The 22,523-nt window shown below is 54.4% G+C and carries 17 protein-coding genes and 1 tRNA gene; 10 read left to right on the top strand and 8 right to left on the bottom strand.

Annotated elements, in window-relative coordinates; genetic code table 11:
* Positions 1 to 126 precede the first annotated feature (126 nt).
* Entirely contained in the window at positions 127 to 3,198 is a 3,072-nt protein-coding gene (locus B1C80_RS15795) for a glycoside hydrolase family 3 N-terminal domain-containing protein (protein ID WP_077922158.1), read from the bottom strand.
* Positions 3,199 to 3,409: 211 nt separating this feature from the next.
* Here B1C80_RS15795 and B1C80_RS15790 point away from each other — a divergent pair, with 211 nt between their 5' ends.
* Positions 3,410 to 3,910: a rhodanese-like domain-containing protein gene (locus B1C80_RS15790; protein WP_077922157.1), complete on the top strand. Its 501-nt coding sequence runs from the start codon at positions 3,410 to 3,412 to the stop codon at positions 3,908 to 3,910.
* Position 3,911: 1 nt separating this feature from the next.
* On the opposite strand, the gene B1C80_RS15785 is transcribed toward B1C80_RS15790, so the two are convergent.
* On the bottom strand, positions 3,912 to 4,157 hold the full coding sequence (locus B1C80_RS15785; protein ID WP_077922156.1) for a hypothetical protein: 246 nt from the start codon (positions 4,155 to 4,157) through the stop codon (positions 3,912 to 3,914).
* Positions 4,158 to 4,300: 143 nt separating this feature from the next.
* Complete coding sequence (locus B1C80_RS15780) at positions 4,301 to 5,116, bottom strand: T9SS type A sorting domain-containing protein (protein WP_077922155.1); 816 nt, start codon at positions 5,114 to 5,116, stop codon at positions 4,301 to 4,303.
* Positions 5,117 to 5,291: 175 nt separating this feature from the next.
* Here B1C80_RS15780 and B1C80_RS15775 point away from each other — a divergent pair, with 175 nt between their 5' ends.
* From B1C80_RS15775 to B1C80_RS15760, 4 genes are all read left to right on the top strand, one after another.
* Positions 5,292 to 7,223 carry a HAMP domain-containing sensor histidine kinase gene (locus B1C80_RS15775; protein WP_077922154.1) on the top strand — a complete coding sequence of 644 codons (1,932 nt, stop codon included), beginning with the start codon at positions 5,292 to 5,294 and terminating at the stop codon, positions 7,221 to 7,223.
* A 49-nt stretch (positions 7,224 to 7,272) separates the two neighbouring features.
* Positions 7,273 to 7,953 (top strand): response regulator transcription factor, encoded by a 681-nt coding sequence (locus B1C80_RS15770; RefSeq protein ID WP_077922153.1) that lies wholly within the window; start codon positions 7,273 to 7,275, stop codon positions 7,951 to 7,953.
* Between the two features lie 68 nt (positions 7,954 to 8,021).
* On the top strand, positions 8,022 to 9,002 hold the full coding sequence (hemB, locus tag B1C80_RS15765) for a porphobilinogen synthase (RefSeq protein WP_077922152.1): 981 nt from the start codon (positions 8,022 to 8,024) through the stop codon (positions 9,000 to 9,002).
* A 109-nt stretch (positions 9,003 to 9,111) separates the two neighbouring features.
* On the top strand, positions 9,112 to 9,837 hold the full coding sequence (locus B1C80_RS15760) for an SGNH/GDSL hydrolase family protein (protein ID WP_077922151.1): 726 nt from the start codon (positions 9,112 to 9,114) through the stop codon (positions 9,835 to 9,837).
* Here B1C80_RS15760 and B1C80_RS15755 read toward each other — a convergent pair.
* Entirely contained in the window at positions 9,806 to 10,969 is a 1,164-nt protein-coding gene (locus B1C80_RS15755) for an acyltransferase (protein ID WP_161492775.1), read from the bottom strand. The genes B1C80_RS15760 and B1C80_RS15755 overlap by 32 nt on opposite strands.
* Positions 10,970 to 11,115: 146 nt before the next feature.
* On the opposite strand from B1C80_RS15755, the gene B1C80_RS15750 reads away from it, so the two are divergent.
* Together B1C80_RS15750 and B1C80_RS15745 are read left to right on the top strand one after the other, a co-directional pair.
* Positions 11,116 to 12,453: a dihydroorotase gene (locus B1C80_RS15750; RefSeq protein WP_077922149.1), complete on the top strand. Its 1,338-nt coding sequence runs from the start codon at positions 11,116 to 11,118 to the stop codon at positions 12,451 to 12,453.
* 83 nt (positions 12,454 to 12,536) lie between these two features.
* A tRNA-Leu gene (locus B1C80_RS15745) sits at positions 12,537 to 12,620 on the top strand.
* Between the two features lie 274 nt (positions 12,621 to 12,894).
* Here the strand turns inward: B1C80_RS15745 and B1C80_RS28430 are convergent.
* Complete coding sequence (locus B1C80_RS28430) at positions 12,895 to 13,056, bottom strand: hypothetical protein (protein ID WP_161492774.1); 162 nt, start codon at positions 13,054 to 13,056, stop codon at positions 12,895 to 12,897.
* Positions 13,057 to 13,188: 132 nt separating this feature from the next.
* Here B1C80_RS28430 and B1C80_RS15735 point away from each other — a divergent pair, with 132 nt between their 5' ends.
* The gene (locus B1C80_RS15735) at positions 13,189 to 15,042 is read left to right on the top strand and encodes a sialidase family protein (protein ID WP_139361662.1); all 1,854 of its coding nucleotides are present in this window, start codon (positions 13,189 to 13,191) and stop codon (positions 15,040 to 15,042) included.
* On the top strand, positions 15,039 to 16,760 hold the full coding sequence (locus B1C80_RS15730) for a GDSL-type esterase/lipase family protein (RefSeq protein ID WP_077922146.1): 1,722 nt from the start codon (positions 15,039 to 15,041) through the stop codon (positions 16,758 to 16,760). Before B1C80_RS15735 ends, B1C80_RS15730 begins: the two co-directional genes overlap by 4 nt.
* 150 nt (positions 16,761 to 16,910) lie before the next feature.
* Here the strand turns inward: B1C80_RS15730 and B1C80_RS28125 are convergent, their stop codons facing one another.
* The 3 genes from B1C80_RS28125 to B1C80_RS15715 all read right to left on the bottom strand — a co-directional run bounded on the left by B1C80_RS28125 (position 16,911) and on the right by B1C80_RS15715 (position 21,344).
* Positions 16,911 to 18,065 (bottom strand): hypothetical protein, encoded by a 1,155-nt coding sequence (locus B1C80_RS28125; RefSeq protein ID WP_129604804.1) that lies wholly within the window; start codon positions 18,063 to 18,065, stop codon positions 16,911 to 16,913.
* A 331-nt stretch (positions 18,066 to 18,396) separates the two neighbouring features.
* On the bottom strand, positions 18,397 to 19,053 hold the full coding sequence (locus B1C80_RS15720) for an HAD family hydrolase (RefSeq protein ID WP_077922144.1): 657 nt from the start codon (positions 19,051 to 19,053) through the stop codon (positions 18,397 to 18,399).
* Positions 19,054 to 19,271: 218 nt separating this feature from the next.
* On the bottom strand, positions 19,272 to 21,344 hold the full coding sequence (locus B1C80_RS15715) for a hypothetical protein (RefSeq protein ID WP_077922143.1): 2,073 nt from the start codon (positions 21,342 to 21,344) through the stop codon (positions 19,272 to 19,274).
* A 105-nt stretch (positions 21,345 to 21,449) separates the two neighbouring features.
* Between B1C80_RS15715 and B1C80_RS15710 the strand changes: the two genes are divergently transcribed.
* Positions 21,450 to 22,517, top strand: coding sequence for a hypothetical protein (locus B1C80_RS15710; RefSeq protein WP_077922142.1), 1,068 nt, complete (start codon positions 21,450 to 21,452; stop codon positions 22,515 to 22,517).
* Positions 22,518 to 22,523: the final 6 nt, after the last annotated feature.

Below are 22,523 nucleotides of genomic sequence, written 5' to 3'. Positions count from 1 at the left end.
AAATAAACAGTTGAAATCATGCTATACGTCAGCAAGGATGGTGCCAGAAAGCTGACGGCCTGCTAGCCGGTAGCGTACGTATTTGCAGCTATTGAGAAGAGAGAAGAGAAAGCCCAGTCGTCCAGCTTATTGCTGTACTGCGCTGTAAATAACCTCATGAATTCGCCGGCGGAGTTTACTCGTATTGATGGAGTTGTTGCCGGCTGTGGGATAGATGCGGTTGGAGAGAAAAACGAAGATAAGCTCCTGATCGGGGTCGACCCAAACTACATTACCGGTGAAACCCGTATGGCCGAACGAGCGGGGCGAAGCCTGCGGAGCCATGTATACGCTGGTCGGGTTATCCGGGTTCGGTTTATCCCAGCCCAACGCCCGGAAGCTCCGGCTACTGAGTGTCTGGGTGAAAAAGGGTACTGTCATCGGATTCAGGATGCGCTGCTCGCCGTACTGGCCTTTCTGTAAATTCATCTGTAGCAGGGTCGCAATCTCGCGGGCGTTTCCAAACAGGCCGGCATGCCCCGACAAACCACCCTGTACGGCGGCCATTTGATCATGAACAGTTCCGACCAGGAGCTGATTCCGATAGTAGGAGTCCTGCTCGGTGGGGGCGCAACGCGGGTTTTTGAGCCGCTGCAACGGTGTGAAACCGAGCTGGTGCAGTCCCAGCGGTTTATACACGTTCTCGGTCACGAACTGATCCAGCGGCAATTTGCCAACGCGCTCTACTACTTTCTGAAGCATCAGAAAATTCAGGTCGCTGTAGACATAGGCTGGCAGGCCCGATCCGTCGAGCTTGCGCGACATCGGCGACTGAACCACCCATTTCCAGACCGAATCCCGCAGGGCCGGAACGCCCCAGAGCGTCGGGGCGATCTGAATGGTGTGCAAGCTGTCGGGCGTGGGGTTGTAGTAATCGGCCTTCAGACCGCCGTTGGGGTTACGGGTACGATCCCAGGTGGTCGGATAGAAAGAAACCATGCCCGACTGGTGCCAAAGCAGATCCTGCAGGGTGATATTTTGTTTGTTGGTACCCCGCAGTTCGGGCAGGTACAATGACGCTTTCTGGGCCAGGTCGATCTGTTTCCGGTCGTAGAGAACCATGACCGATTGCAGGGTAGCCAGTACTTTAGTCAGGGAGGCCAGGTCGTACAGGGTTTCATCGGTTACTTTTTCGGCGCCGGGCGAGTACGTCAGGGCGCCAAAATTCTTGCTGTAAACCACTTTTCCCTTACGGGCCACCAGCACCTGACAGCCCGGTACAACCCGATCCCGAACCCCCGACTGCGCAATGGCATCGATCCTGGCGAGTACCGCCGACTTCATGCCAACGCTTTCCGGCGAGCCCGCCGACAGGCGACCTTCCGGGTTGAGTACGTGGCCCAGCCCAACTTTCAGATCGCCGGTCGAGATGGGGAGCATGCCGCGCGCCCCCAGCCCGCCGAAGAGGACCTGTGGTACAACCTGCTGCATGTCGTCGAGTTCCTGATAGGCGCAGACTACCGCGTCGGCCTCCGTAAACTGGGGCAGGCTGTAGGGTGAACCGAAGGCCGTAACCACCACTTTGAGGCCCCGTTGCTTCAGCCGGGCAATGAGGTCGGTCGAGGCTTTGGTAATGCCAAATTTGCGGCTGGCCGATTCGCTCATGCGGTGAAAACTCATCACAACCGTATTGGCATCTCCAAGCTGGGCCAGAATGTTGCTCACCTCCGTTTCCGATACGGGTTTGTCGCGAATGGCTATGGTCTGGAAGGGGGCATATTGGTTCAGCCGCTTCTGAAAAACATTGCCCGCGTCGGCCCCGATGGCGATCGACGCCAGCCGCAGGGTGTCGAGCCGGCCAAAAGGCAGCAACTCGTTTCTGTTCTGGGCAATCGTTACCGACTGTTCGCAGAGTTCCTGCTTCAGCAGTTCGGCCTCCGGGGCGTTCAGTTCAGCCGACAGGCCGCTCAGACTGATTGGTTTGTACTTGTTGAGGCCAACCCAGTATTTGGCGCGCAGAATCTTTTTAACTTTTTCGTCGATGAACTCCTGGGTGATGAGGCCCGTCTGTACGGCGTTCAGGATATGCAGCGTAGCCTCGCGTACGTTTTCGGGATACAGCAGAATGTCGTTACCCGCAATCAGGGCCCGAAGGTTTACGTCCATCGCCTTGGGCGACCGGCTGATACCACCCATGTTAAGGGCATCGGTAAACACAAGCCCGCGGAACCCCAGCTCTTTCTTGAGCAGTTCCGTCACAATTTTCTCCGACAGGGTTGCGGCCAGTGCCGGGGTGTTATCCATAACGGGTACGTGCAGATGACCCGTAACAACGCCCATCAGGCTATCGGCAATCAGTTTGCGGAACGGATACAGATCCACTTCGCGCATCTGCTCCGACGACCGGCTTACCGTAGGCAGGGTATGATGCGAATCGGCGTTGGTATCGCCATGACCCGGAAAATGTTTAGCGGTGGCAATTACGTGCGTCTGCTGCAGGCCGCGCATGTAGGCCGACGCTTTCAGGGCTACGTTCTCTTTCGATTCGCCAAAGGACCGAACACCAATAACGGGATTGGCCGGATTGCTATTAATATCCGAAACCGGAGCAAAGTTGATATGAATACCCAGCCGCTGACACTGGCGACCGATTTCGGCGCCCATCCGGTAGATGACTTCGTTGTCGCGGATAGCGCCGAGGGCCATCTGCTTCGGAAATTCCATGGTGCTATCCAGCCGCATACCGAGACCCCACTCTCCATCGATGCCGATCAGGAGAGGGACTTTCGACAGAGCCTGATAGCGGTTGGTCAGCACAGCCTGGCGGTACGGGCCGCCCTGGAAAAAGATCAGCCCGCCAATGTGGTTGTTCTGGATCAGGTGATCGATGTATTGGTAGTGGTTTTCGTGGCGGTTCGAAAAGGTGGCCACCATGAAGAACTGACCTATTTTCTGCTCGGGTGTTAGCGTCTGAAAAACACTGTCGACCCAGCGCTGGCCGCTGTCGGGTAACGAAAAAACCTCGACTGGCTGAGCGGGCGCATAGGTACGAATGCGGGCAACCGGCGCAGCGGGTCGTGTACGAGTGACTTTGGCGTGAGAGGGGCGGGCCAGCCGATGCCAGACAGAGCGCCCCGGTTTGGTTAAGCCAAACGCAGTCAACAAACTGACAGACAGTAGACCGAGGATAAAGATCGGCCGTACGATGTTGTTACGCATGGATACACAATGGGTAAAATATGTACAGTCGGTTGTCGGTGGTTTTCGCGAAACCATAAAAGTAGCCAAAGACCGCCTAAAACCATAGCCAATGCCCGAATTGTCTAATCATTTAACGGAAAAAGGACAGCTTTCGATTTACTTCTATAGCGAAAGAAGGCATATCGGCACCGCACATAATGTGTGCCAGTGGTTTAGCTATCTTTACTTCATGAAACGAATCTGGATGGTATTGGGGGTCCTGCTGGGAAGCGCATTGCTTTGCTCGGCTCAGACAACGAGCCGCGCTTACAAGACTATGCTGGAAGCCATGTACAAGAAAACGGTACCGCTGGTCAGCGTTGAGGAGCTGAAAAAAATGAACAACGTAATACTGCTCGACACCCGGGCCAGAGCGGAGTACGACGTGAGTCATCTACCCCACGCGCGCTGGGTAGGATACGATGATTTCGAGCTGAAGCGGGTGCAGGGAATTGCGAAAAATGCGAACGTGGTACTGTATTGCTCGGTGGGGTACCGGAGCGAGCGGGTCGGAGAGAAGTTGCTGGCGGCTGGCTACCAGCACGTACATAACCTGTACGGAAGCCTTTTTGAATGGGTGAACCAGGGTAACCCGGTTGTCGATAATCAGGGGAAGCCGACCCGGCGGGTGCATGCTTATTCGCGGCCGTGGGGTATCTGGCTGACTACGGGAGAAAAAGTATACGACTAGATCAGTACGTACGCGTTGGCCGCAGCCGGCTCAGGGTAACCAGTACCCGCCGACTCAGTTCAGCCTGCTCCACCGCCGACTGCCAGCAGGAATACGTTGCCGGTCTGGTTCTGGGCTTGGCAGCTGAGGCCGAGGTCTTGGCCCGCATCAGTTTACGGGCGGCAAACATGTTATGTGGATGCCCCATGCTCAGCGCTTCTCCACACAGGCCTATCAGTATGATTCCGACTAACAACAGGGTTTTCATGGCCGTTTCTCTAAGGACACTACAAAGATATAGGTTTAGATTGGTATCTTGCAATACATAGTACTAAATTTTTTCTCAAAAAGCGGTAATTTGGGGGTAGCTGCCCAACGGGTTTATTAAACGGTTGGGCAGCTACCGACCTGTTAGTCAACAACGATGCGTTTTACCGCGCCGTCTTCGTTCTGCGTTACCGTAATGAAGTAGGTGCCCTGGGGCTTTTTGCCCAGATCGATTTGTCCGACAAACTCGCCGGAGAAATCATTGAGTTCGCGACGCGCCACTTCTTTTCCTTTCGGATTTGTCACAATAATGGTTACGTTGCCTTTAGCCGGCGCCGTGAACCGTACATTGAGCTGATTCCGATCCGGATTGTTCGGATACGCGTCGAGACCGCGGATGGTGGAGGTTTTAGTGTTCAGGTTACGGGCCCAGTCTTCGAAAGGGCGGGCAAACTGCCGGTCGAAGTCGCGGGGAAACTGAAACCGGAACCGGTCCATACGATCGGCCAGCGAGTCGGCCCCCCGCCGAAGCTCAAACTCCCACTCCCGATTGCGGGGGCTGATGCCGGTGCGGGGCAGCCGGTTGCGCATGACCCAGGCGTCGCCGGGTTTGCCATCCGTACGATACCGCTCGCGGGTTACGATCCGGTCGCCCTCGCCGTCTTCAACGATGATGGTCATCTGACGTTTGCCGCCGTCTTTCCGGGTTGCTTTGAGGGAGTCAACCAGTTTCATCACCAGTTTGTCGCGTTCGGGATCGGTCATGCCCTCGATGCGGTAGGTGCGTTCGATCTCGCGTACTTCGTTGCCGTTGCGTTCAATGATGCGGACGTTTACATCCCGGTCGGCGGCTTTCTTATCCGATGATTCATTCTTTTGGGCGACGGCTACGCTGCTCAGCGTACCCATCAGCAGCAGTACCGATGCGAACCGGTATCCGGCAAAAACTGTTTTTTTCATAGCAGTTTACAAGAATCAGACAAAGAAACGGTTAGTAACCTGACTGGTTACCAGTCGGCTTGTTAAAGTTTGTTAAGGCGCCAGTTGGCGGTCCTGCGCTTCGTACTTTTACCAGGGCCACATCTTTTTCCATAGATGAAGAAAACCGGGTCAAGGTTGCATGAGCTAGTAAAAAATGTCGAAACAACGCATACAATGGATTGTTGCCCTGATGGCAGTGGGGTTGCTAGGTCTGGTTGGTTTGCAACTCTACTGGATCGGTAGTGCCCTTCGGCTGCAGCGGGAACAGTTTGCCTATAAAGTGACCGATGCGCTTCAGGAGGTGGTTCGAACCCTGGAACGGCAGGAGATTGTATACCATTACAAACAGCGCGTTCAGGCCCAGCAGCAGCAGGACCGCCTGATGGCCATTGCGCGCAAAGAAAAGAAAACGCCCGCCCCGGAAATCAGCCGACCGCGGCCGCGCGCGGGGGCATCTGACCAGCTGGCCCAGCGGGGTCGCCCTGCCGAAGCACCCACTGCCGACCGGCCGGTTGTCGGGTTAAGTATGACCCCCGCCGGAGCCATGGTGGTTCAGTCTGACGTGCTCCACCCAACGGTACACCCGCTATCGGCCGAGCAGATGATGGTCGTTGAGGAGTTTTTTCGTCAGCAGGAGGTGCTGATGGCCGTTGGCGATTGGCAGACCCAGCTCCAGCAGCAGCAGCAGTTCGATCATTGGGTGGAGCGGGTGCTGGCCGATGAGCTGACCCAGATCAACAACTCCGTGCAGGCCACCCAGCGCGCCGACTCGCTGAAACGACTGGCGCGGCTACGCGCCAAACGGGCTCGTCAGGCCATACCCGAAGCCACGCGGGCTGGCCTGGCCGCTCGTCAGAAAGAAACCACCGCCGACAGCACGTCGAACCGCCGGCCCGTCAGCGCCAGTGCCGTAGCGTCGAACCGGACCGAAGCGCAGTCGCACATGATTAAAGACGTTCTGAAAGGGCTTCTGCTGTCAGACCGGCCCATCGAGGAGCGGGTGAACCGGCTGGCGCTCGATACCTTGCTGCGGCAGGCCCTGACCGAACGGGGTATCTCCATTCCGTTTGCCTACGGGGTGCGCACCCGGCAGCAGCCTGCTTTCCTGTTTACCTCGCTCAATACCGATGCGCACCAGTTCGAGAGTAACGGCTACAAGGCTGCGCTTTTTCCGAATAACCTGATCGAAACGGGTAACTACGTTTATGTACACTTTCCGACCCAGCAGCAGTTTATTCTGAGTCGGCTGGGGTTCACGTTTGCGGCTTCGGCCATCCTGATTCTGGTCATTCTGGCTTGCTTCTACATTGCTATCAGCACCATTGTGCGGCAGAAAAAACTGGCCGACATCAAAAATGACTTTATCAACAACATGACCCATGAGTTCAAAACGCCGATCTCGACCATATCGCTGGCCGTAGAGATGGCGCAGGAGGTAACCGCTCCGGGGCTTCAGTCGCGTACTGATACCGACGTTAGAACCCAGGAGCGCGAACGGCTCACCCGCTACATGGGCATTATCCGCGACGAAACCCGCCGGCTGGGGTCGCACGTGGAAAAGGTATTACAGATGGCCCTGCTCGACCGGGGTGAGATTCAGCTCAAACTCTCGTCGGTCAACGTACATACCGTCATCGAAAATGTGTTCAACAACATTGGGCTGCAGATCGAGCAGCGCGGGGGCGAGATCGAGATCGACTTCGAGGCCGACCGGGAAATTGTCGAAGCCGACGAAATTCACCTGACCAATATTCTGACCAATCTGGTCGATAACGCCATCAAGTACTCGCCCGAAGCGCCCCACATTACCATCAGGACGCGCAGTTTGCCCGATGCGCTGAGCATCGTTGTGGCCGATCAGGGCATTGGCATGACCAAAGAGCAGCTCAGTCGCATCTTCGAGAAGTTTTACCGGGTACCAACCGGCAACCGGCACGACGTTAAAGGATTCGGGCTGGGGCTGAGTTACGTTAAAAAGATGATCGACCAGCACAACGGTCAGATTCTGGTGGAGAGCCAGCCCGGTAAAGGCTCATCCTTTGAACTTATTATTCCGTATAAACTGAGCGAACGAACGAAAGAGTAAAGCCGGTTACCCGCCTGCCGCTCATCCCGCTTCTTTGCCCATCCCGCTTATGCCTACCATTTTACTCGTTGAAGACGATCCAAACCTGGGTCAGCTGGTGCAGGAATACCTGACCATGAAGGGGTATGACACCGACCGCGCCACTGACGGAAACCAGGGCCTGCAGCAGTTCATGGCCAAACCCTATGATCTGTGCATTTTCGATGTGATGATGCCCCGAAAAGATGGATTTACCCTGGCCAAGGAGGTGCGTATGTCGGAGCGTGACGTACCCATCATTTTTCTGACGGCCAAATCGATGCAGGAGGATACCATTCAGGGGTTCAAGGTCGGCGCCGATGATTACGTAACCAAGCCCTTCAGCATGGAAGAGCTGCTGCTGCGGATTCAGGCCATACTGCGCCGGTATCAGCGGTCGGCCGATGTGGCGGAGCCAACGGTTTACCAGATCGGCTCGTTCTCGTTCGATTATCCACATCAGCTCCTGATCCAGAACGGCACGTCCCAAAAGCTGACCAGCAAAGAATCGGAGTTATTAAAACTGCTCGCTCAGAACCTCAATCAGCCCGTTAGCCGTAGCTTTGCGCTGAAGATGGTCTGGGGCGACGACTCGTATTTCAACGCCCGCAGCATGGATGTGTACGTGACCAAACTACGGAAGTATCTGAAAGAAGACGCTGCCGTTCAGCTGGTGAATGTACACGGAGAAGGATTTAAATTGATTGTTTAGCGGTTTTCTGTATGCGGTTTCTGACACGTCAGACGGCGTAGACAGCCAGCAGCCGCCAACCAGAACCTATGAACTTGATCAGACGTCCCCGTCGGAATCGGCAGTCGGCCGTTATCCGCGATATGGTGCAGGAAACGCACCTGTCAGTCAACGATTTTATTTTCCCGCTCTTTGTGATGGAAGGGCAGAACATCCGCAGCGAAGTGGCGTCGATGCCCGGCATTTATCGGTACTCGCTGGACCTGCTGCTCGATGAGATCGGGCAGTGCGTTGACCTGGGTGTCCGGGCTTTCGATCTGTTCCCGAACCTGCCCGAAGCTAAAAAAGACAAGTACGCCACCGAGAGCTGCAACCCCGACGGGCTGTATCTGCAAACCATCCGGGCCGTAAAAGACCGCTTCCCCGATGTCGTTGTCATGACCGACGTGGCCATGGACCCCTACAGCAGCGACGGCCACGATGGCGTTGTTGAGAACGGTAAGATCCTGAACGACCCGACTCTGGAAGTACTGGGTAAGATGGCGGTGGCGCAGGCGCAGGCTGGCGCCGATATTGTGGGGCCGTCAGACATGATGGATGGCCGGGTCGGCTACATTCGTCAGATGCTCGACGTACACGGGTTCCAGGATGTGGCGATCATGTCCTACAGTGCCAAGTATGCCAGCGCGTTCTACGGCCCGTTCCGCGACGCGCTCGATTCGGCCCCTAAGTTTGGCGACAAGAAGACGTACCAGATGAACCCCGCTAACAGCCGCGAAGCGCTCATTGAAGCCGAACTGGATTTTGCCGAAGGAGCAGACTACCTGATGGTCAAGCCTGCGTTACCGTATCTTGATATAATTAAACTACTGAGCGATAATTATGAACTGCCGATCGCTGCTTATAACGTTAGTGGCGAGTATGCTATGATCAAAGCTGCTGCACAAAACGGGTGGCTTGACGGTCAGCGCGCTATGGCAGAAGCGTTGATGAGTATCAAGCGGGCCGGCGCTTCGGTTATTCTGACCTATTTTGCTAAAGAGATGGCTGAGCTGCTCAACGACCGATAGCGAAATAATACAAATTTTAATCGAAGTATAATGTTTATACGTTTGTAGAGTAGGTAGTTTTGTAGAGTTGTTGTGATCCTAGCTTTGCAACCTCTCGGCAAAACTACTTATGGTAAAAGTATACGCATTGGTATCAGTACTGTTTCTGTTGCTGGGCTGTGCTCAGTCGGATGAAGTAATTCCTGACAAAACGCCATTCACACCAGTTAAAGAAACAGAACAGTCTCCGCTGATCGTTATCCTGGGTTCATCGACCGCATCGGGCGTGGGGGCTTCTGACTATAAGCATGCCTGGGCGGGGTTGTTCAGTGCTTACCTGAATAAGGGCAAAGTAATCAACCTTGCCAGAGGAGGCTATACAACCTATCACATCCTGCCCGATACCGACGCCCGCCCAACCAACCGGCCGCCCTCCGATACCGCGCGCAGCATCACCGCGGCTCTGAGAAGGCACCCCAGCGTACTGATCATCAGCATGACTACCAACGACGTTGCCAATGGCTACAGCGTGGATGAAATAATGGAAAACCTTCGAATTATTCGGGCAACGGCTTTTGCCAACGGCGTAAAGAGGGTTCTGATTACAACTAGCATGCCCCGCAGGCTAAACGCCTGGGCTACTGCCCGATGGATTCAGCAGCGTGACCGAACGCTGGCCACCTATCCGTTAGAAGCCGTCAACTTCTTCGACCCGCTTGCTGACCCATCAGATGTCTTCAAAGACGAGCTAACCGTTGATGGTATTCACCCCAACGATAATGGGCATAAGGTGCTGTTCGACGAGATGGTGAAGGTGTTCGATCCTACGCCGGTTTACCAGCCCGTAGACCAATAAGCCACCGCCACCGGCTGGTTGCAATCGCTTTCACGAATAGCAGTGTAAGCGTGTAGATCAATAATCCACGCAATAGCGAAAGGATTACGAGCGTAAGGCCTGAATAGTCGGCTTGGTACGTGAACGCCCTCATCTGGGGAATAAGGTCTATTGCTCTCCCCAGCACGATCACAAAAAACATGTGATACAGGTAGATACCGAAGGATTCGGTACGCGGGTGCAGAAAGGGAAGTTTATGGAGGTAATTAACCCGGGTCAGCAGGAAAAATAAAGCGATAGCAAACAGCTGATTACTTAGGCGAAGGGAGTTGACCGGGTCGCCCGATCGGGCATTGAAAAGAATATAAATTTCGAGTAGAGCGAAACCGAATAAAGCAATCGTCAGGCCTGCCAGCGCTTTGGTTGATATATAAGCTCTACTCTTCATCACGGCATCTGTACTGCCAATTATATAGCCGAGCCATAAATAGAACAAGAAGCCAAACAGCGCATAGTTATGTCTGGCTGCGAGCCATCCGGTATACACATTTACAGCATATAACAGATTAACGGCAACCAGTATCCAGCCGAACCAGGCCCTGGCCAGATAAGGCCTGCATGCCAATAGAATAGCCAGCGAGAAAAAGTAGGTCGGGATGAACCAGTAGGGTGTATCGAGCAGAGATACTATCAGTTTATCGACAGCATACGACGAAAAATCGGCCAGTGAGCCAAACTCGCCTTTCGCAATATTGAACCCCAGTGATTTTAAATAATACAGACCAAATGCAATCAGGAAGGGGTACGCTATGGTCGTCAGACGGCGTCTGAAATAACTAATGGCAGACCCATCTTTCAATGTTTTTCCGATCAGGAACCCGGCTACAATAAAGAAATGCAGGGTGCCAAATCGCATACATTGCTCCAGGGTCAGGATGGCCGCTGCCTGGCCGTTTGTCATCAGGTTGGCCGTCGGAAACGCAAGTAACTGGTTTATGGGCGTAGAAGCGGGAGGAGCCGGGAACGTAAGACAATGCACCATCACTATAGAAAACATGGCAATCAGACGTACCCAGTTTATAAATGCATAGTCAGTTTTTAAAGGATCAGAGTCAATAGGATGTGTTTTAGTAGGTTGAGTCGTAGACAGCATAATGAGACTGGAAAAATGAACTGTTACCTTACTTTTGCTATACAGTACAGCATGATTCATTCTATCATATCTATGGACAACGTATGAATTTTCTGGCTAGTATGGTGTGCTTCAAGAAATGATTAAACATACGTAATGTTACTTAAATGGCAAGTGTATTAATACTAAATGTACGTTTAGTAAATGAATCTAACATCATTGATACTGACGTACTTATAGAAGATGGGCGGATTTCACAAATTTCGCCCCGGCTGTCGGGGCGGGTGGCCGATCAGGTGATTGATGCGAAGGGGCAGTTTCTGCTACCTGGCGTCATTGATGACCAGGTTCATTTCCGCGAACCTGGTCTTACGCACAAGGCAACCATCGGGTCTGAAGCGCGGGCAGCTGTAGCCGGGGGAGTAACGTCGTTCATGGAGATGCCGAATACGGTTCCCAACGCGCTGACGCAGGAGTTGCTGGCCGATAAGTACGCCATCGCAGCCCGGACATCGCTGGCCAACTATTCGTTCTTCATGGGCGTGTCGAACCACAACCTGGACGAAGTGTTGCGTACCGATCCGCGTACCGTTTGCGGCATAAAAGTGTTTATGGGCTCATCGACCGGCGATATGCTGGTCGACGATTCGCATATTCTGAATGAGCTCTTTCGGCAGAGCCCTATGCTGATTGCTACCCATTGTGAAGACGAAGCCACCGTGCGCGCCAACACGGAACGGTATCGGGCCGAATACGGCGATCGGGCTACGGCCGAGCTGCACCCGCTCATCCGCGACGAAGAGGCCTGTCTAAGATCATCGTCGTTGGCCGTCGAGCTGGCCCAGCGTCACAATACCCGGCTCCACATTCTTCACATCTCCACCGCCGATGAACTCGCGCTATTCGACAATAGCGTTCCGCTAGTCGACAAGCGTATTACGTCCGAAGCCTGTGTGCATCATCTGTGGTTCGACAGTCGCGATTACGAGCGGTTAGGTAATCAGATCAAGTGCAATCCGGCTATCAAGGCGCCCCACCACAGAGAAGCTATTCTGGCCGCCCTGCTCGACGATCGGATCGACATCATCGCCACTGACCACGCGCCCCACACCTGGGATGAGAAGAGCCAGTCGTACTGGCAGGCACCGTCGGGCTTACCGTTGGTGCAGCACCCGCTGCTGATGATGCTTGAGTTTGCGCGGCAGGGCAAAATGCCGATCGAGACGGTGGTCCGGAAAATGTGCCACGCGCCGGCCGACTGTTTTCAGATCGACAAGCGGGGCTACGTGCGCGAAGGGTACTGGGCCGATCTGGTATTAGTCGATATGAATCAGCCGTTTACGGTATCGAAAGAGAACCTGCTCTATCAGTGTGGCTGGTCTCCGCTCGAAGGCGAGACCTTTGGTGCCTCGGTCACGCACACGATTGTATCGGGCGAGCTGGTATATCAACATGGTCGGTTCGTGTCTGACCGGCCTGGCCAACGCATGCTTTTTAACCGATAGAACAGAATTTTTTTCAAAAAACACTTGCGTGATCCAATTCGGCGGCCGTATCTTTGCAGTCCCAACACGGGGAAAGTGAATCTGCCGAAGTGGTGAAATTGGTAGACACGCACGTTTCAGGGGCGTGTGTCTTTACGGACATGCGAGTTCGAGTCTCGCCTTCGGCACATTGCAACCGCCTGTAAGTTAACTACTTACAGGCGGTTTTTTTTGATAAAGTTAAGTCTAGTGCGTTAACGAAATAGAGTATAACCTATTGATGTAAAGATGGTTATGAATAGAAATAGCTTTGCGGAATAGTTATCTTATAGGATTACGGAAGGTGTCAGGGTTCGAAGAGTCGCTGGGTTTGTAGTTTGGTAGTAATAATGAACTGTGGCAGATGAAGAAATCCATAGGCCAGGCCCCTGGTACGAATAGAGCGTGAAAGCCAAGAACCCATTAGATCCATTTCTGACGACCGGCTTTAATAAAAAGGTACTCCTTCTCAACAACGACACCAGACACGCCATCGACTTTACGATTAAAGTCAATATCTTGGACAACAACACCTGGACTATCTACAAAACCACTGCCGTGGGTGCCAAAGGCTACAACCACCATGAGCTTTTCGATAGATTTCTGGCCCTCTGGGTACGGGTCTCATCCAATAAGCCAGCCAGGAAAGTGTAGATATTCCTGATTTATAATTAGGGGTAAAGCCGTATGTTGAATCGCAGTTTTGTTGTGATGAACATGACGAAGTTCGTTTTTGCGGGACTCTTTTTGTCTTCGCTGGCCAACGCCCAGACCGCGCCCAAAGCGGGTACGGCAGCCATGCCCTTGCAGTACGTCGGCGAGCCTAAATTTGTGGATCACCGGCAGATGGACGGGCAGCTCCGCCCCATTCCCGGTACCCAGAACCGCCAGATCCTGCGCGCCAACCGCTCGCATCCACCCGAAACCAACCGGGCGGGCAACACCTACAACCACGCCCCGATGCTGGCCCATTGGAACGGCAAATTCTACGTGCAATACCTGGCCCATGAATACCAGGAAAACGGCACGCCGACCGAGACGTACCTGATGAGTTCGGCAGATGGGAAAACCTGGTCGGCACCGTCTCGCACCTTCCCGGCCATTGAGGTGCAGCCGGGGCAGTTCACGATTGCCCACCAGCGGATGGGTTTTTATGTGGCCACCGACGGTCGACTGCTCACCCTGTCGTTTTATGGCCTGCCCGACAACCCCAACAACGGGCAGGGCATTGGCCGGGCCGTTCGTGAAATTTATAAAGACGGTCGGTTGGGGCCGATTTATTTCATCCGCTACAACGCCAACAGCAAAATTCCGCAACCGGACCGTGCCAACTGGTTTCCGTTTTATAAAACCGCCCCCGATACCGGATTCATTACTGCCTGCGACGAACTGCTCAACAACAAGCTGATGACCCAGCAATGGTGGGAAGAAGACCGCAGCGACGACGGGTTTTATGCGCTGGCGGGAAACGACGAGTTTTCGGCCAAAGGATTCTGCTTTTTTCACCGGAAAGATGGCAAAGTGGTGGGCCTCTGGAAAGAAGCCTGGGCGGCCCTGAGCGACGATGAAGGCAAAACCTGGTCGAAACCCGTAGTGATCAGCTCGAAGCCCGAAGGGACTGCCAAAGAATGGGGGCAGCGGCTCGATAATGGCCGGTATGCGCTGGTGTACAACCCGTCGGGAACGGACGAGCGGCTTCCGTTGGCTATACTCACCAGCGACGATGGCATTACGTTTACCAACCTGCGGGTGGTTCACGGCGACATCCCGCCCCTGCGGTTCGCGGGCCGCTTCAAAGACATTGGTGCTCAGTACGTTCGGGGTATTGCCGAGGGCAATGGCAACCCGCCCGGCGATGATCTTTGGGTGGTGTATTCGGTCAATAAAGAAGACCTCTGGATCAGTAAAATTCCGCCCGAAGACCAGGTTAAACTCGTTGAAAAAGCCACTTACTCGTTTGACGACCAGCCGGTGGGGTCGGAGCCGGTGGGCTGGAATACGTATCAGCCCTATTGGGGTACCGTCAGCGTGGACGAAGAAAAAGGAAACCGGTTTCTGCTGCTTCAGGACGAAGAACCCTACGATTATGCCAAAGCCATTCGGGTGTTCCCGGAGACCAAAAAGCTGACCGTTCAGTTCACCCTGCTCGATTACCAGAACGGGCATCTGGAGGTAGATATTACCGATGGAGCTGGCCGTCGACCGGTGCGGATTTACGACCACGTTGCCTGGAATTACCTGCTGGCCAACCACGGGCGGGGCATGCCATACCTTCGGCGGCTCGATGCCCAAAAAGATCATACGGTCAGGCTGGATATCGATGTTGCCAGCCAGACCTACTCGCTGACGCTGAACGACGAGGTGATTCTGAAGAAAGTCCCCTTTTTTGAACCGGTATCGTCGGTCGAGCGACTTGAGTTTCGTACCGGGCCGTATCGCCTGACCAACGCGTACTCGTCGGATACGCTGGCCCCCAAAGACGCGGGACTGCCCGGCGCCGACGAAAAACAGGCACGCGGCAACCGCTACAAAATCGACTCGGTGATTATCGACACCGCCCCCGTAAAATGATGTGGCAACGTACCTGGCTTATCGGTGTATGGGTCATCCAACTGGCTGTTTGTCAGGCACAACCGACTATCCGAATCGTGCCGATGGGCAACTCCATTACGCAGGGCGCAGGCGCACCCGGCGGGTACCGGAAACCCCTGCACGAGTTGCTCATCAAAGCGGGTTATGCCGTTGATTTTCGGGGACGGTTCACCACCAACAGCGACCGGCTGACCGACCCGGAGCACGAAGGCCGGTCGGGCTGGCAGATTACCGCAACGGCCTTTACCGACGGGGTTGCGCTCGACGGACAAACCCGCAGCGGCCTGCTCGATGATTTGCCGACCGCGCTGGATAGCAGCCTGCCGCCCAGCCCCACGCCCACCGTAGATGTGATTTTGCTCGAAATTGGCACCAACGACCTGCAACACCGGGTGGCTCCGCAGGGCGACTCGACCCGGATTGTGCCGCACGCGATCAGCCGCCTGACGACCCTGATTGGGGACATTCACCAACAGCGACCAACGGCTCAGGTATTGCTGAGTACCCTCACGCCCATGACAACCCAATGGCGGGGAATCAGCGCGGCCACGGCCAGTCGGGTGCCGGTCTTCAACCGCCTGTTGCCCGCTCTGGTCCAGGCGCTTCGTCAGGAAGGCGTACCGATTCGGTTGGTCGATCAGTACGCTAACTTCATGGCCGCCAATGGTACCGCCCAACACCTTATCGACGGTCTCCATCCCGATTCGACGGGCTACCGGCTCATGGCCAATACCTGGCTGGCTGGTATTCAGCAGGTGGTTGCGCCAGTAACGGCACCAGCAAAGGAATCCCCGTTCTGGTCGGCCCCGTTTCGGCAGGTACGTATTCCGTCCCGACTGGATGGAGCGGTGCAGCCCGCTTTTTTCTACGCCAGTCAGCAGCCCCGCCCGCAGCCGCTGGTGGTAAGTCTGCACACCTGGAGTGGCGATTACAGGCAGGTTGATTCGCTGGCTCTGCTGGCCCGTCAGCGCGACTGGAACTACATTCACCCCGATTTTCGGGGGCCAAACCGAACGGCCAACGCCTGTTGCAGCCAGTATGCGCTCCAGGATATGGAAGACGCCATCGACTACGCCATAGCCAACGGCAACGTCGATACGAGTCAGATTCACGTCATCGGGGTGAGTGGGGGCGGCTATGCTACGCTCTGTCTGTACATGAAAACCAGACGGGCCATCAACAGCTTTTCGGCCTGGGTGCCCATTACGAATCTCGTCGACTGGTATTACGAAACCATGTCGCGGGACCCGAAGCACACGCAGGATATTCTGGATTGTGTGGGCCAGACGGGGAACAGCCTGAACGTACCCGAAGCCCAAAGCCGGTCGCCTTACTTCATGAAAACGCCCGTTGCCCGCCGTCGGCATAGTCGGTTGCACCTGTTTGCGGGCGTACACGACGGGTACACCGGGGCCGTGCCCATCACCCAGACGATCCTGTTTTTCAACAAACTAGTGAGCGATTTTACGGGATCGGCCAACCATCCTCAGCAAGTTGATGCCGCCACCATTCAGGCGTTGCTGACCCGGCGGGGCCACGACCGGCGAACCGGCGAAAAGCTGGCCAATGGTCGGGCGGTAATCCTGAAGCGATCCCTGCCAGCCGCTGACCTGCTCATTTTCGAGGGTACGCACGAGATGTTGCTCAACGAAGCCTGGAACGTGCTGACTAGACAGGCTCAGGTACGTTCGCGCTGAATACGATATGGGCAGCCCCTGGCGCCGTATTAAATCGACCCAGGCAACGATGCTTTTTGAAGCTGGCTACCAACTGCTGCTGCAGGCCGGCCCGACTGTGTTTTACAGGCGGAGCCAGCACACCAAACTATTGTTCAATGACAGTGCCTTTTAATCCGCTGCATACTGCCAGAAGTCCTTCAGCGGTTTTACGTAGATTCCACCATTCGATGTCGTAAGATACACCTTGCCCTCATATTGAGCCAGCCCCGTAATTGTACCTCTGAATTCAGGAACCCCGGTCAGCCGGAGTGTTTTGACTTGATTTGACTCAACGTCATATTCCTGTAATCTCTGATGGAGATAAACCGTAACCAGTCGATTGTCGATCTGATGAAAAGACGAGAAGGTAGCTCCATACAAATTAGCATTCGTTAACTCATACAGACTTGACCAGCTTTGACCTTTGTCGGTTGATTTATATAGTCTTAACGGACTGTTCAGAGGGCCACCGACCGCATAGAGCGCATTGTTGAACAGAAACACGTTTTGTACACCTACTCTTGGCAAGACTGTTTTCAGTTGGCCAGTTGGACCAATTCGTTGCAACTCGCCCATGAGTGTACTGGCAATTAGATTGTCTCCCACATAGTTTCGAGCTGCTTCGACAAAAAGCAGATCCTCAAACGCATATAGGCCCCAGAACATGGGTACAAATGTTGAGTCACTTAACACAATCGGGTGGCCAATTTTACCATCTGGCGAGTTACGAACAGCTCTTCCGTTATCGTCTAATTGCAGGCAGTATAGATATCTAGGTGCTGTCACTGCGTCGAGTTCCACTACGAGTAAACCAGACGAGTTAATGGTAATGGAGGACCGCCGTGAAAAAGCTACGCGACCATTTGGGGTTACGGGAAGGTTAAAGTCGGCCAATCTAATCGTAAATGGTGGCTGATTGGGTTGTCGGTAGGGAAATGCCTGAATGGTATTCTCTGAAGTAATCGCATAAGCGACACCTTGGTAGAAGGTAGGCCGAATACTGCTCCAATAGTCATTGAAAAGTGAATAAATGTAGTGAGTAGGTTGTGGGTTATTTTTTCGAAGCAATGTGAATCCGTTCTGCTTCATCAAAATAAGTCCCGCACTATCAGCGTATACGCCTAGCGCTGTTCGATCTGATGAGCCAAACAGGGAGTCCACATTTTGCCAGTTAATTACAGCAGGCGCTTTGATAATCGGCACTAAATTGTCAGAAGAGGCCTGTTTACAGCTGATATGCCCCACAAAGAGCAACACCAGCCAGCTATATATTGCTGGTTTCATAAGGCTTATTAGTAGGAAGGTAAGCTTATATTCAAATCTATTTCTTTGAAAGAAAGGTAAATAAGTAAAATTACTTATCAAATAAACTGGTTTCGTTCACAAGTTAACTACAACTTTAAGTGACACAATTCTGGTCGTTCAAAACAGAATGTAGTGCCCAGCATACAAATAGAGAACCATACCAGAAATGGCACTGTTTGCAGAAGCGTTCTATAAAGAGGAATTACAGTGCTCGTCTAAAGGTAGAAAGGGGCTACTTCGATGGATGAGCAACCTTCTTTTAAAAAAGTTAAACAGCACTTTAGTCGAACTACGATCAGGCCCTATTCATTTACCGAACAGCGCTACGTACCCATTGATCAAACGCGTCAGTGGAAATAAAGAGTTGGTCCGGTTGTAAAGCCCTTAACTCCTCAACGTTGGTGGTTTCGGCCCAGGCCGCGCTAACAACGGAGATGCCAGCCTGTCTTGACGCGAGAATGTCGCTGGGGGCGTCGCCTACGTACCAGACCTGCCCGGTGTTTATATCAGGCCACTGAGACAGGATCGACCGGATACCATCCACTTTTCGGGGGCCGTGAATCCAACCCGTTTCGATAAAGTCGAAATAATGACTGAGCTTGAAGTAACGCAACGAAATAGCTGTGCTTTGAGGGCCTTTGCCAGTGACCAGACCTAACCGAATTCCTTCGTTTCTGAGATGCTGAAGCAGTTCTGGTATTCCCGCAAACGGTGTTGGGCACAGTGCGTGCAGTTGCTCGTACTGCGTGATATAGCTGGCGACTCCTTCCTGGTAGTGCGTTGGTACCAACGCCTGAATGGTTCCCTCTTCAGAAGGACCGAACGTGGCTATAATTTCCTGATCGGTGAGTATCCGATTAGCCAGCGGCTCAACGGCTCGGCGGAAGGCCTGAATACACAAGGGAAGCGTATTGGCCAGAGTGCCGTCCAAATCAAATAGTAAGGCCTTGATGGGGTTTTTATGCATCTCGCTGTAGTTTATTCAGTCAATCGAGAATTGAAAACGGTCCTTTCTGTCATCTCAATGAAGGAGGGATCTTTCCAAGCCGGACGTAATGTCAGCCTCACCCGAAGATCCCTCCTTCATTGGATGATAAAAAAAGAACATAATGGTTTGATTAGTAGTGGCTTACTCTAGTGGTCGTTGTAGCTCAGAGTATCGTTTGGCATTGTTTCCTGAACATACTACGCTTGGCCGGGGGGCAGAGACTGGCTCTGTAGCTGGGATACCCACTGGCAGAATAGCTGCCATTTGGCCATCGGCATGTCCCGGCTCGACGGCATGTAGGTGGCCGACGACCAGTTGGCGGGGTCCATCCGTTGCCAGATGAACGGCCATCCCCGGCTGAAATACGCTTCTGTGAACGGAGTAATCAGCGACGCCTTGGGAAACACCAGATCATAGGCCATCAGGAGTTCCTGATACAGAAAATCGAACGGGATGGGTTGGGGGTAGTCCGGATGGGCAGGGTTGAGGTAGGGGCCGTAATCGGGCACGGGCAATATCCGCAGGCTAACGAAGAAACCCGTTCTGATCAGGTCGGCCAAGAGGTTGTCGGAAACCGTAGCCGATGCCCCCGGATAGAACACATACATACAGTTAGCCGCCTGATCGGTAGGGAAGACGAGCGCCTGGCCATTCTGAAAATGGCTGGTTTTCAGAAACTGACTAACAGCCGCCGACGAACCGGATTGAGTGATGGTAAGCGCCATGATGGTCATGGGCACGGGTTCGGTCAGGGGCTGGCCGCGTCGGTAAACACTGACCCGGCAGGGCTCCTGCCCGGGGCCGTAGCTTCTGTACCCCCGGCTGGCATCCTGCCCCTGATCGGCATACAGACCCGACTCGTCGGCAATAGCCATGTACTCGTTTTCGAGCAGGTAGGTCGGCGGGTCGTCCGGATCGGGCCGGGCTGATCGGGCACGTATGGCTAGTAAGCCCTTGTCAACGTCTGCTTCGGTCAGCGCCAGCGACGGATCTATGACGATGTCAAGAACCCCACCCGTTTGCAGCAGGCGTTCCCGGCTCAGGTGATAGGCGTCGATCTGAAAGGTACCGAGGGTTACGTCGGCCCGGCCAGGTCGGATGAGGTCCAGCGAGAGGGCGCCCAGCGGGTAAGTTTCGTACCGGAGCGGCTGTTGACTGAGCTGCGTTTCGGGAATGCTGCCCAGCAGGTCCAGGCGCACCCGGCCTTTGGCATGATCGACCCGGCAGACTACGGATGAAAGGGTTTTATCGGATAAATAAGGCCTGTCGGGCAACAGTATCCGGCCCATCGTCATCGACTTCAGCTCGCCTTCGTACCAGGGCGTGAGGCTCCCCGAAACAGTGGCCGTGGCCGGATTGGCTTTGGTACCCAGCGCCGAATAATCGGGGTGTTGGTTTTCCTGAACCTCGAACAGATTATAACGAATCAGCACCCCCGCCAGCGGCTCCTGCCGGTGATTGTATTCCTGAAACAGACGCATGAGTGGTGACGCCAGCCCACCGTCCAGTTCCTTTAGGGGCAGGGCCATGAAAAAGGTACCCGAGCTGCTGAAGACCCCCGCCTGATTGACGATTCTGTGCAGATTCAAATGCCGCAGAGAGCCTTTGTAAGGTCTGCCTGACAACAACACGCTGCCTGGCTGCCGAATCTGGATCGAGTCGCAGAAGACCTGACTGAACATGGCCAGGCTGGGCAACACGTCGATCATGACGGCCGTAGTCTGGCCGGCGTCGTTATCGAAGCTAACGACCGCATCCAGTAGCCGGGCGATGGTGGACGGACAGGTGGCCGACTCGGGCGTAAACAACTGCTCATCGGTTGTTGCCACGCTTCTTACCCGTACGTCGCGGAAGCCGAACTCCATGCCGCCGTAATAATTCCAGCCAGCCGGCAAATGGCCGCGGAGGGGTTTGCCCGTCCGTTTGATCGTAACCAGCTCGTATAGCGCGTGGTAGGCAGTGTCGAGCGGGGAGCTGCCCAGGGGCGTTGTGGCCCAGTCGGTGAATGTCTGGCGCGTGTTGATCGGCTCCAGGTCGATATACCGCTGCTTGCCGTCTTCCCGGATGACCTGGCCCGGCGGAACAGGAAGACCGCCCAGTTTATGGAGCGCCAGCAGATCGGTAGACAGATAGATACGAGGGGGCAGAAACGCGTTGACCTGAATGGGGTCGTAGGTTACCAGCGGCAGCAGGATGTTATTATTGGCCGTGCCGGGGTTAATGAAAGCCTGCCCCGAGAAGTTGACGCGCGGAAAATCAAACTGACTCATATCGACTCAAAAGATTACAAGCATTACGGTTATATTTATCGGCTGCCATCACTGGCCTGCCAAAGCCCTGTTGCGGCCAGCTTCCGGCCTTATCCACGACCTGCCATGCAAGCAGACTTAGCCGACTACATTGACGTACTGACCCCCTGGCTGTCGACAGACCTGATTTCGGACGACTACCTGAGCCGCATCCGGCAGATTGGCCGACGGCTACCGGCTTTATCGTTCGGTTGCTTCGAGTGCTGGCTTGGTCAGGATCAGATGCGGGTCGACCTGAACCTGGCCATTACGGGTAAGGTAAACGAGCACCAGGTGGTCATAGACTGGCTGGCCGCGACTTCGGACACCGACGATGCCGGGCATCAGGCTGCTCTGGATAAGATACGATCTATTTGCGGTCTTTGGCGCGATAGCCGGTTTATTCTCCATCCGCATATTAAAGTACTCTGGCTGGTCTATGATATTACTGATCCGTTGCGCAGAGCGCCTGCCCCGTGGCTGTACATACATTTCAGAAGAAACCGACTGAGCGACGATGCGCTGGTACGGCCCGAACTGGTTCTTCAGACCGTTGCGCTTCTGAATGATCAGTACCCCCGGGAGCGGTTTCGGCCGTTTTTCGAGTCGATTGCGCCTGCTGTACAGATCTGTTCCATCGGCGCGCCAACCAGCCGCGACAAACAGGCGCTGCGGGTGTATCTGATGATGAACTCTTTTTCGGACCTGCTACAACTCCTTATTGATCACCACTGGCCCGGGAACCTGGCTGAGTTTAACCAGGTGATGAGTCCGTACGCAGACCGTAGCGATCTCTTAGGTCTCTCCATTGATATCACACCTGAGCTTCAGCCCCGAATCGGTATAGAGTGCTGGTTTGCTGAAGATCGGGCGCAGGAAAAACTGACTGATTTTACGCAGCAGCTGGTGGCTGACAAGCTGTGCTCAACTCAGAAACGGGATGCGCTGCTCGGCTGGAACGGTCAGTTTGAGGTCCAGTCAAGCCCAGGCCTTTGGTCGTGGTATGACCCGGAAACGGACGCCCCGCGGCATGATCCGAAGCCAACCGTTATCAGACGAATGGCGCAGTACGTAAAGCTGACCTATCAGCCGGGCAAACCCCTGCTGGCGAAAGGCTACCTTTACTTCGATCGCTCGGTCAGACGGCCTGACTAGCAGGGA

Origin of the sequence: Spirosoma sp. 209 (assembly GCF_002006735.1) — a bacterium.
GTDB classification, from domain to species: Bacteria; Bacteroidota; Bacteroidia; order Cytophagales; family Spirosomataceae; genus Spirosoma; species Spirosoma sordidisoli.
The sequence above is the reverse complement of the archived record's forward strand: the minus strand, read 5'-3'. Positions and strand labels throughout refer to the sequence as shown.

Bases quoted from the DNA above. Each gene is read 5' to 3' on its own strand.
- B1C80_RS15795 (WP_077922158.1), bottom strand. From the start codon at position 3,198: ATGCGTAACAACATCGTACGGCCGATCTTTATCCTCGGTCTACTGTCT.
- B1C80_RS15790 (WP_077922157.1), top strand. From the start codon at position 3,410: ATGAAACGAATCTGGATGGTATTGGGGGTCCTGCTGGGAAGCGCATTG.
- B1C80_RS15785 (WP_077922156.1), bottom strand. From the start codon at position 4,157: ATGAAAACCCTGTTGTTAGTCGGAATCATACTGATAGGCCTGTGTGGA.
- B1C80_RS15780 (WP_077922155.1), bottom strand. From the start codon at position 5,116: ATGAAAAAAACAGTTTTTGCCGGATACCGGTTCGCATCGGTACTGCTG.
- B1C80_RS15775 (WP_077922154.1), top strand. From the start codon at position 5,292: ATGTCGAAACAACGCATACAATGGATTGTTGCCCTGATGGCAGTGGGG.
- B1C80_RS15770 (WP_077922153.1), top strand. From the start codon at position 7,273: ATGCCTACCATTTTACTCGTTGAAGACGATCCAAACCTGGGTCAGCTG.
- hemB (WP_077922152.1), top strand. From the start codon at position 8,022: ATGAACTTGATCAGACGTCCCCGTCGGAATCGGCAGTCGGCCGTTATC.
- B1C80_RS15760 (WP_077922151.1), top strand. From the start codon at position 9,112: ATGGTAAAAGTATACGCATTGGTATCAGTACTGTTTCTGTTGCTGGGC.
- B1C80_RS15755 (WP_161492775.1), bottom strand. From the start codon at position 10,969: ATGCTGTCTACGACTCAACCTACTAAAACACATCCTATTGACTCTGAT.
- B1C80_RS15750 (WP_077922149.1), top strand. From the start codon at position 11,116: ATGGCAAGTGTATTAATACTAAATGTACGTTTAGTAAATGAATCTAAC.
- B1C80_RS28430 (WP_161492774.1), bottom strand. From the start codon at position 13,056: ATGGTGGTTGTAGCCTTTGGCACCCACGGCAGTGGTTTTGTAGATAGT.
- B1C80_RS15735 (WP_139361662.1), top strand. From the start codon at position 13,189: ATGACGAAGTTCGTTTTTGCGGGACTCTTTTTGTCTTCGCTGGCCAAC.
- B1C80_RS15730 (WP_077922146.1), top strand. From the start codon at position 15,039: ATGATGTGGCAACGTACCTGGCTTATCGGTGTATGGGTCATCCAACTG.
- B1C80_RS28125 (WP_129604804.1), bottom strand. From the start codon at position 18,065: ATGAAACCAGCAATATATAGCTGGCTGGTGTTGCTCTTTGTGGGGCAT.
- B1C80_RS15720 (WP_077922144.1), bottom strand. From the start codon at position 19,053: ATGCATAAAAACCCCATCAAGGCCTTACTATTTGATTTGGACGGCACT.
- B1C80_RS15715 (WP_077922143.1), bottom strand. From the start codon at position 21,344: ATGAGTCAGTTTGATTTTCCGCGCGTCAACTTCTCGGGGCAGGCTTTC.
- B1C80_RS15710 (WP_077922142.1), top strand. From the start codon at position 21,450: ATGCAAGCAGACTTAGCCGACTACATTGACGTACTGACCCCCTGGCTG.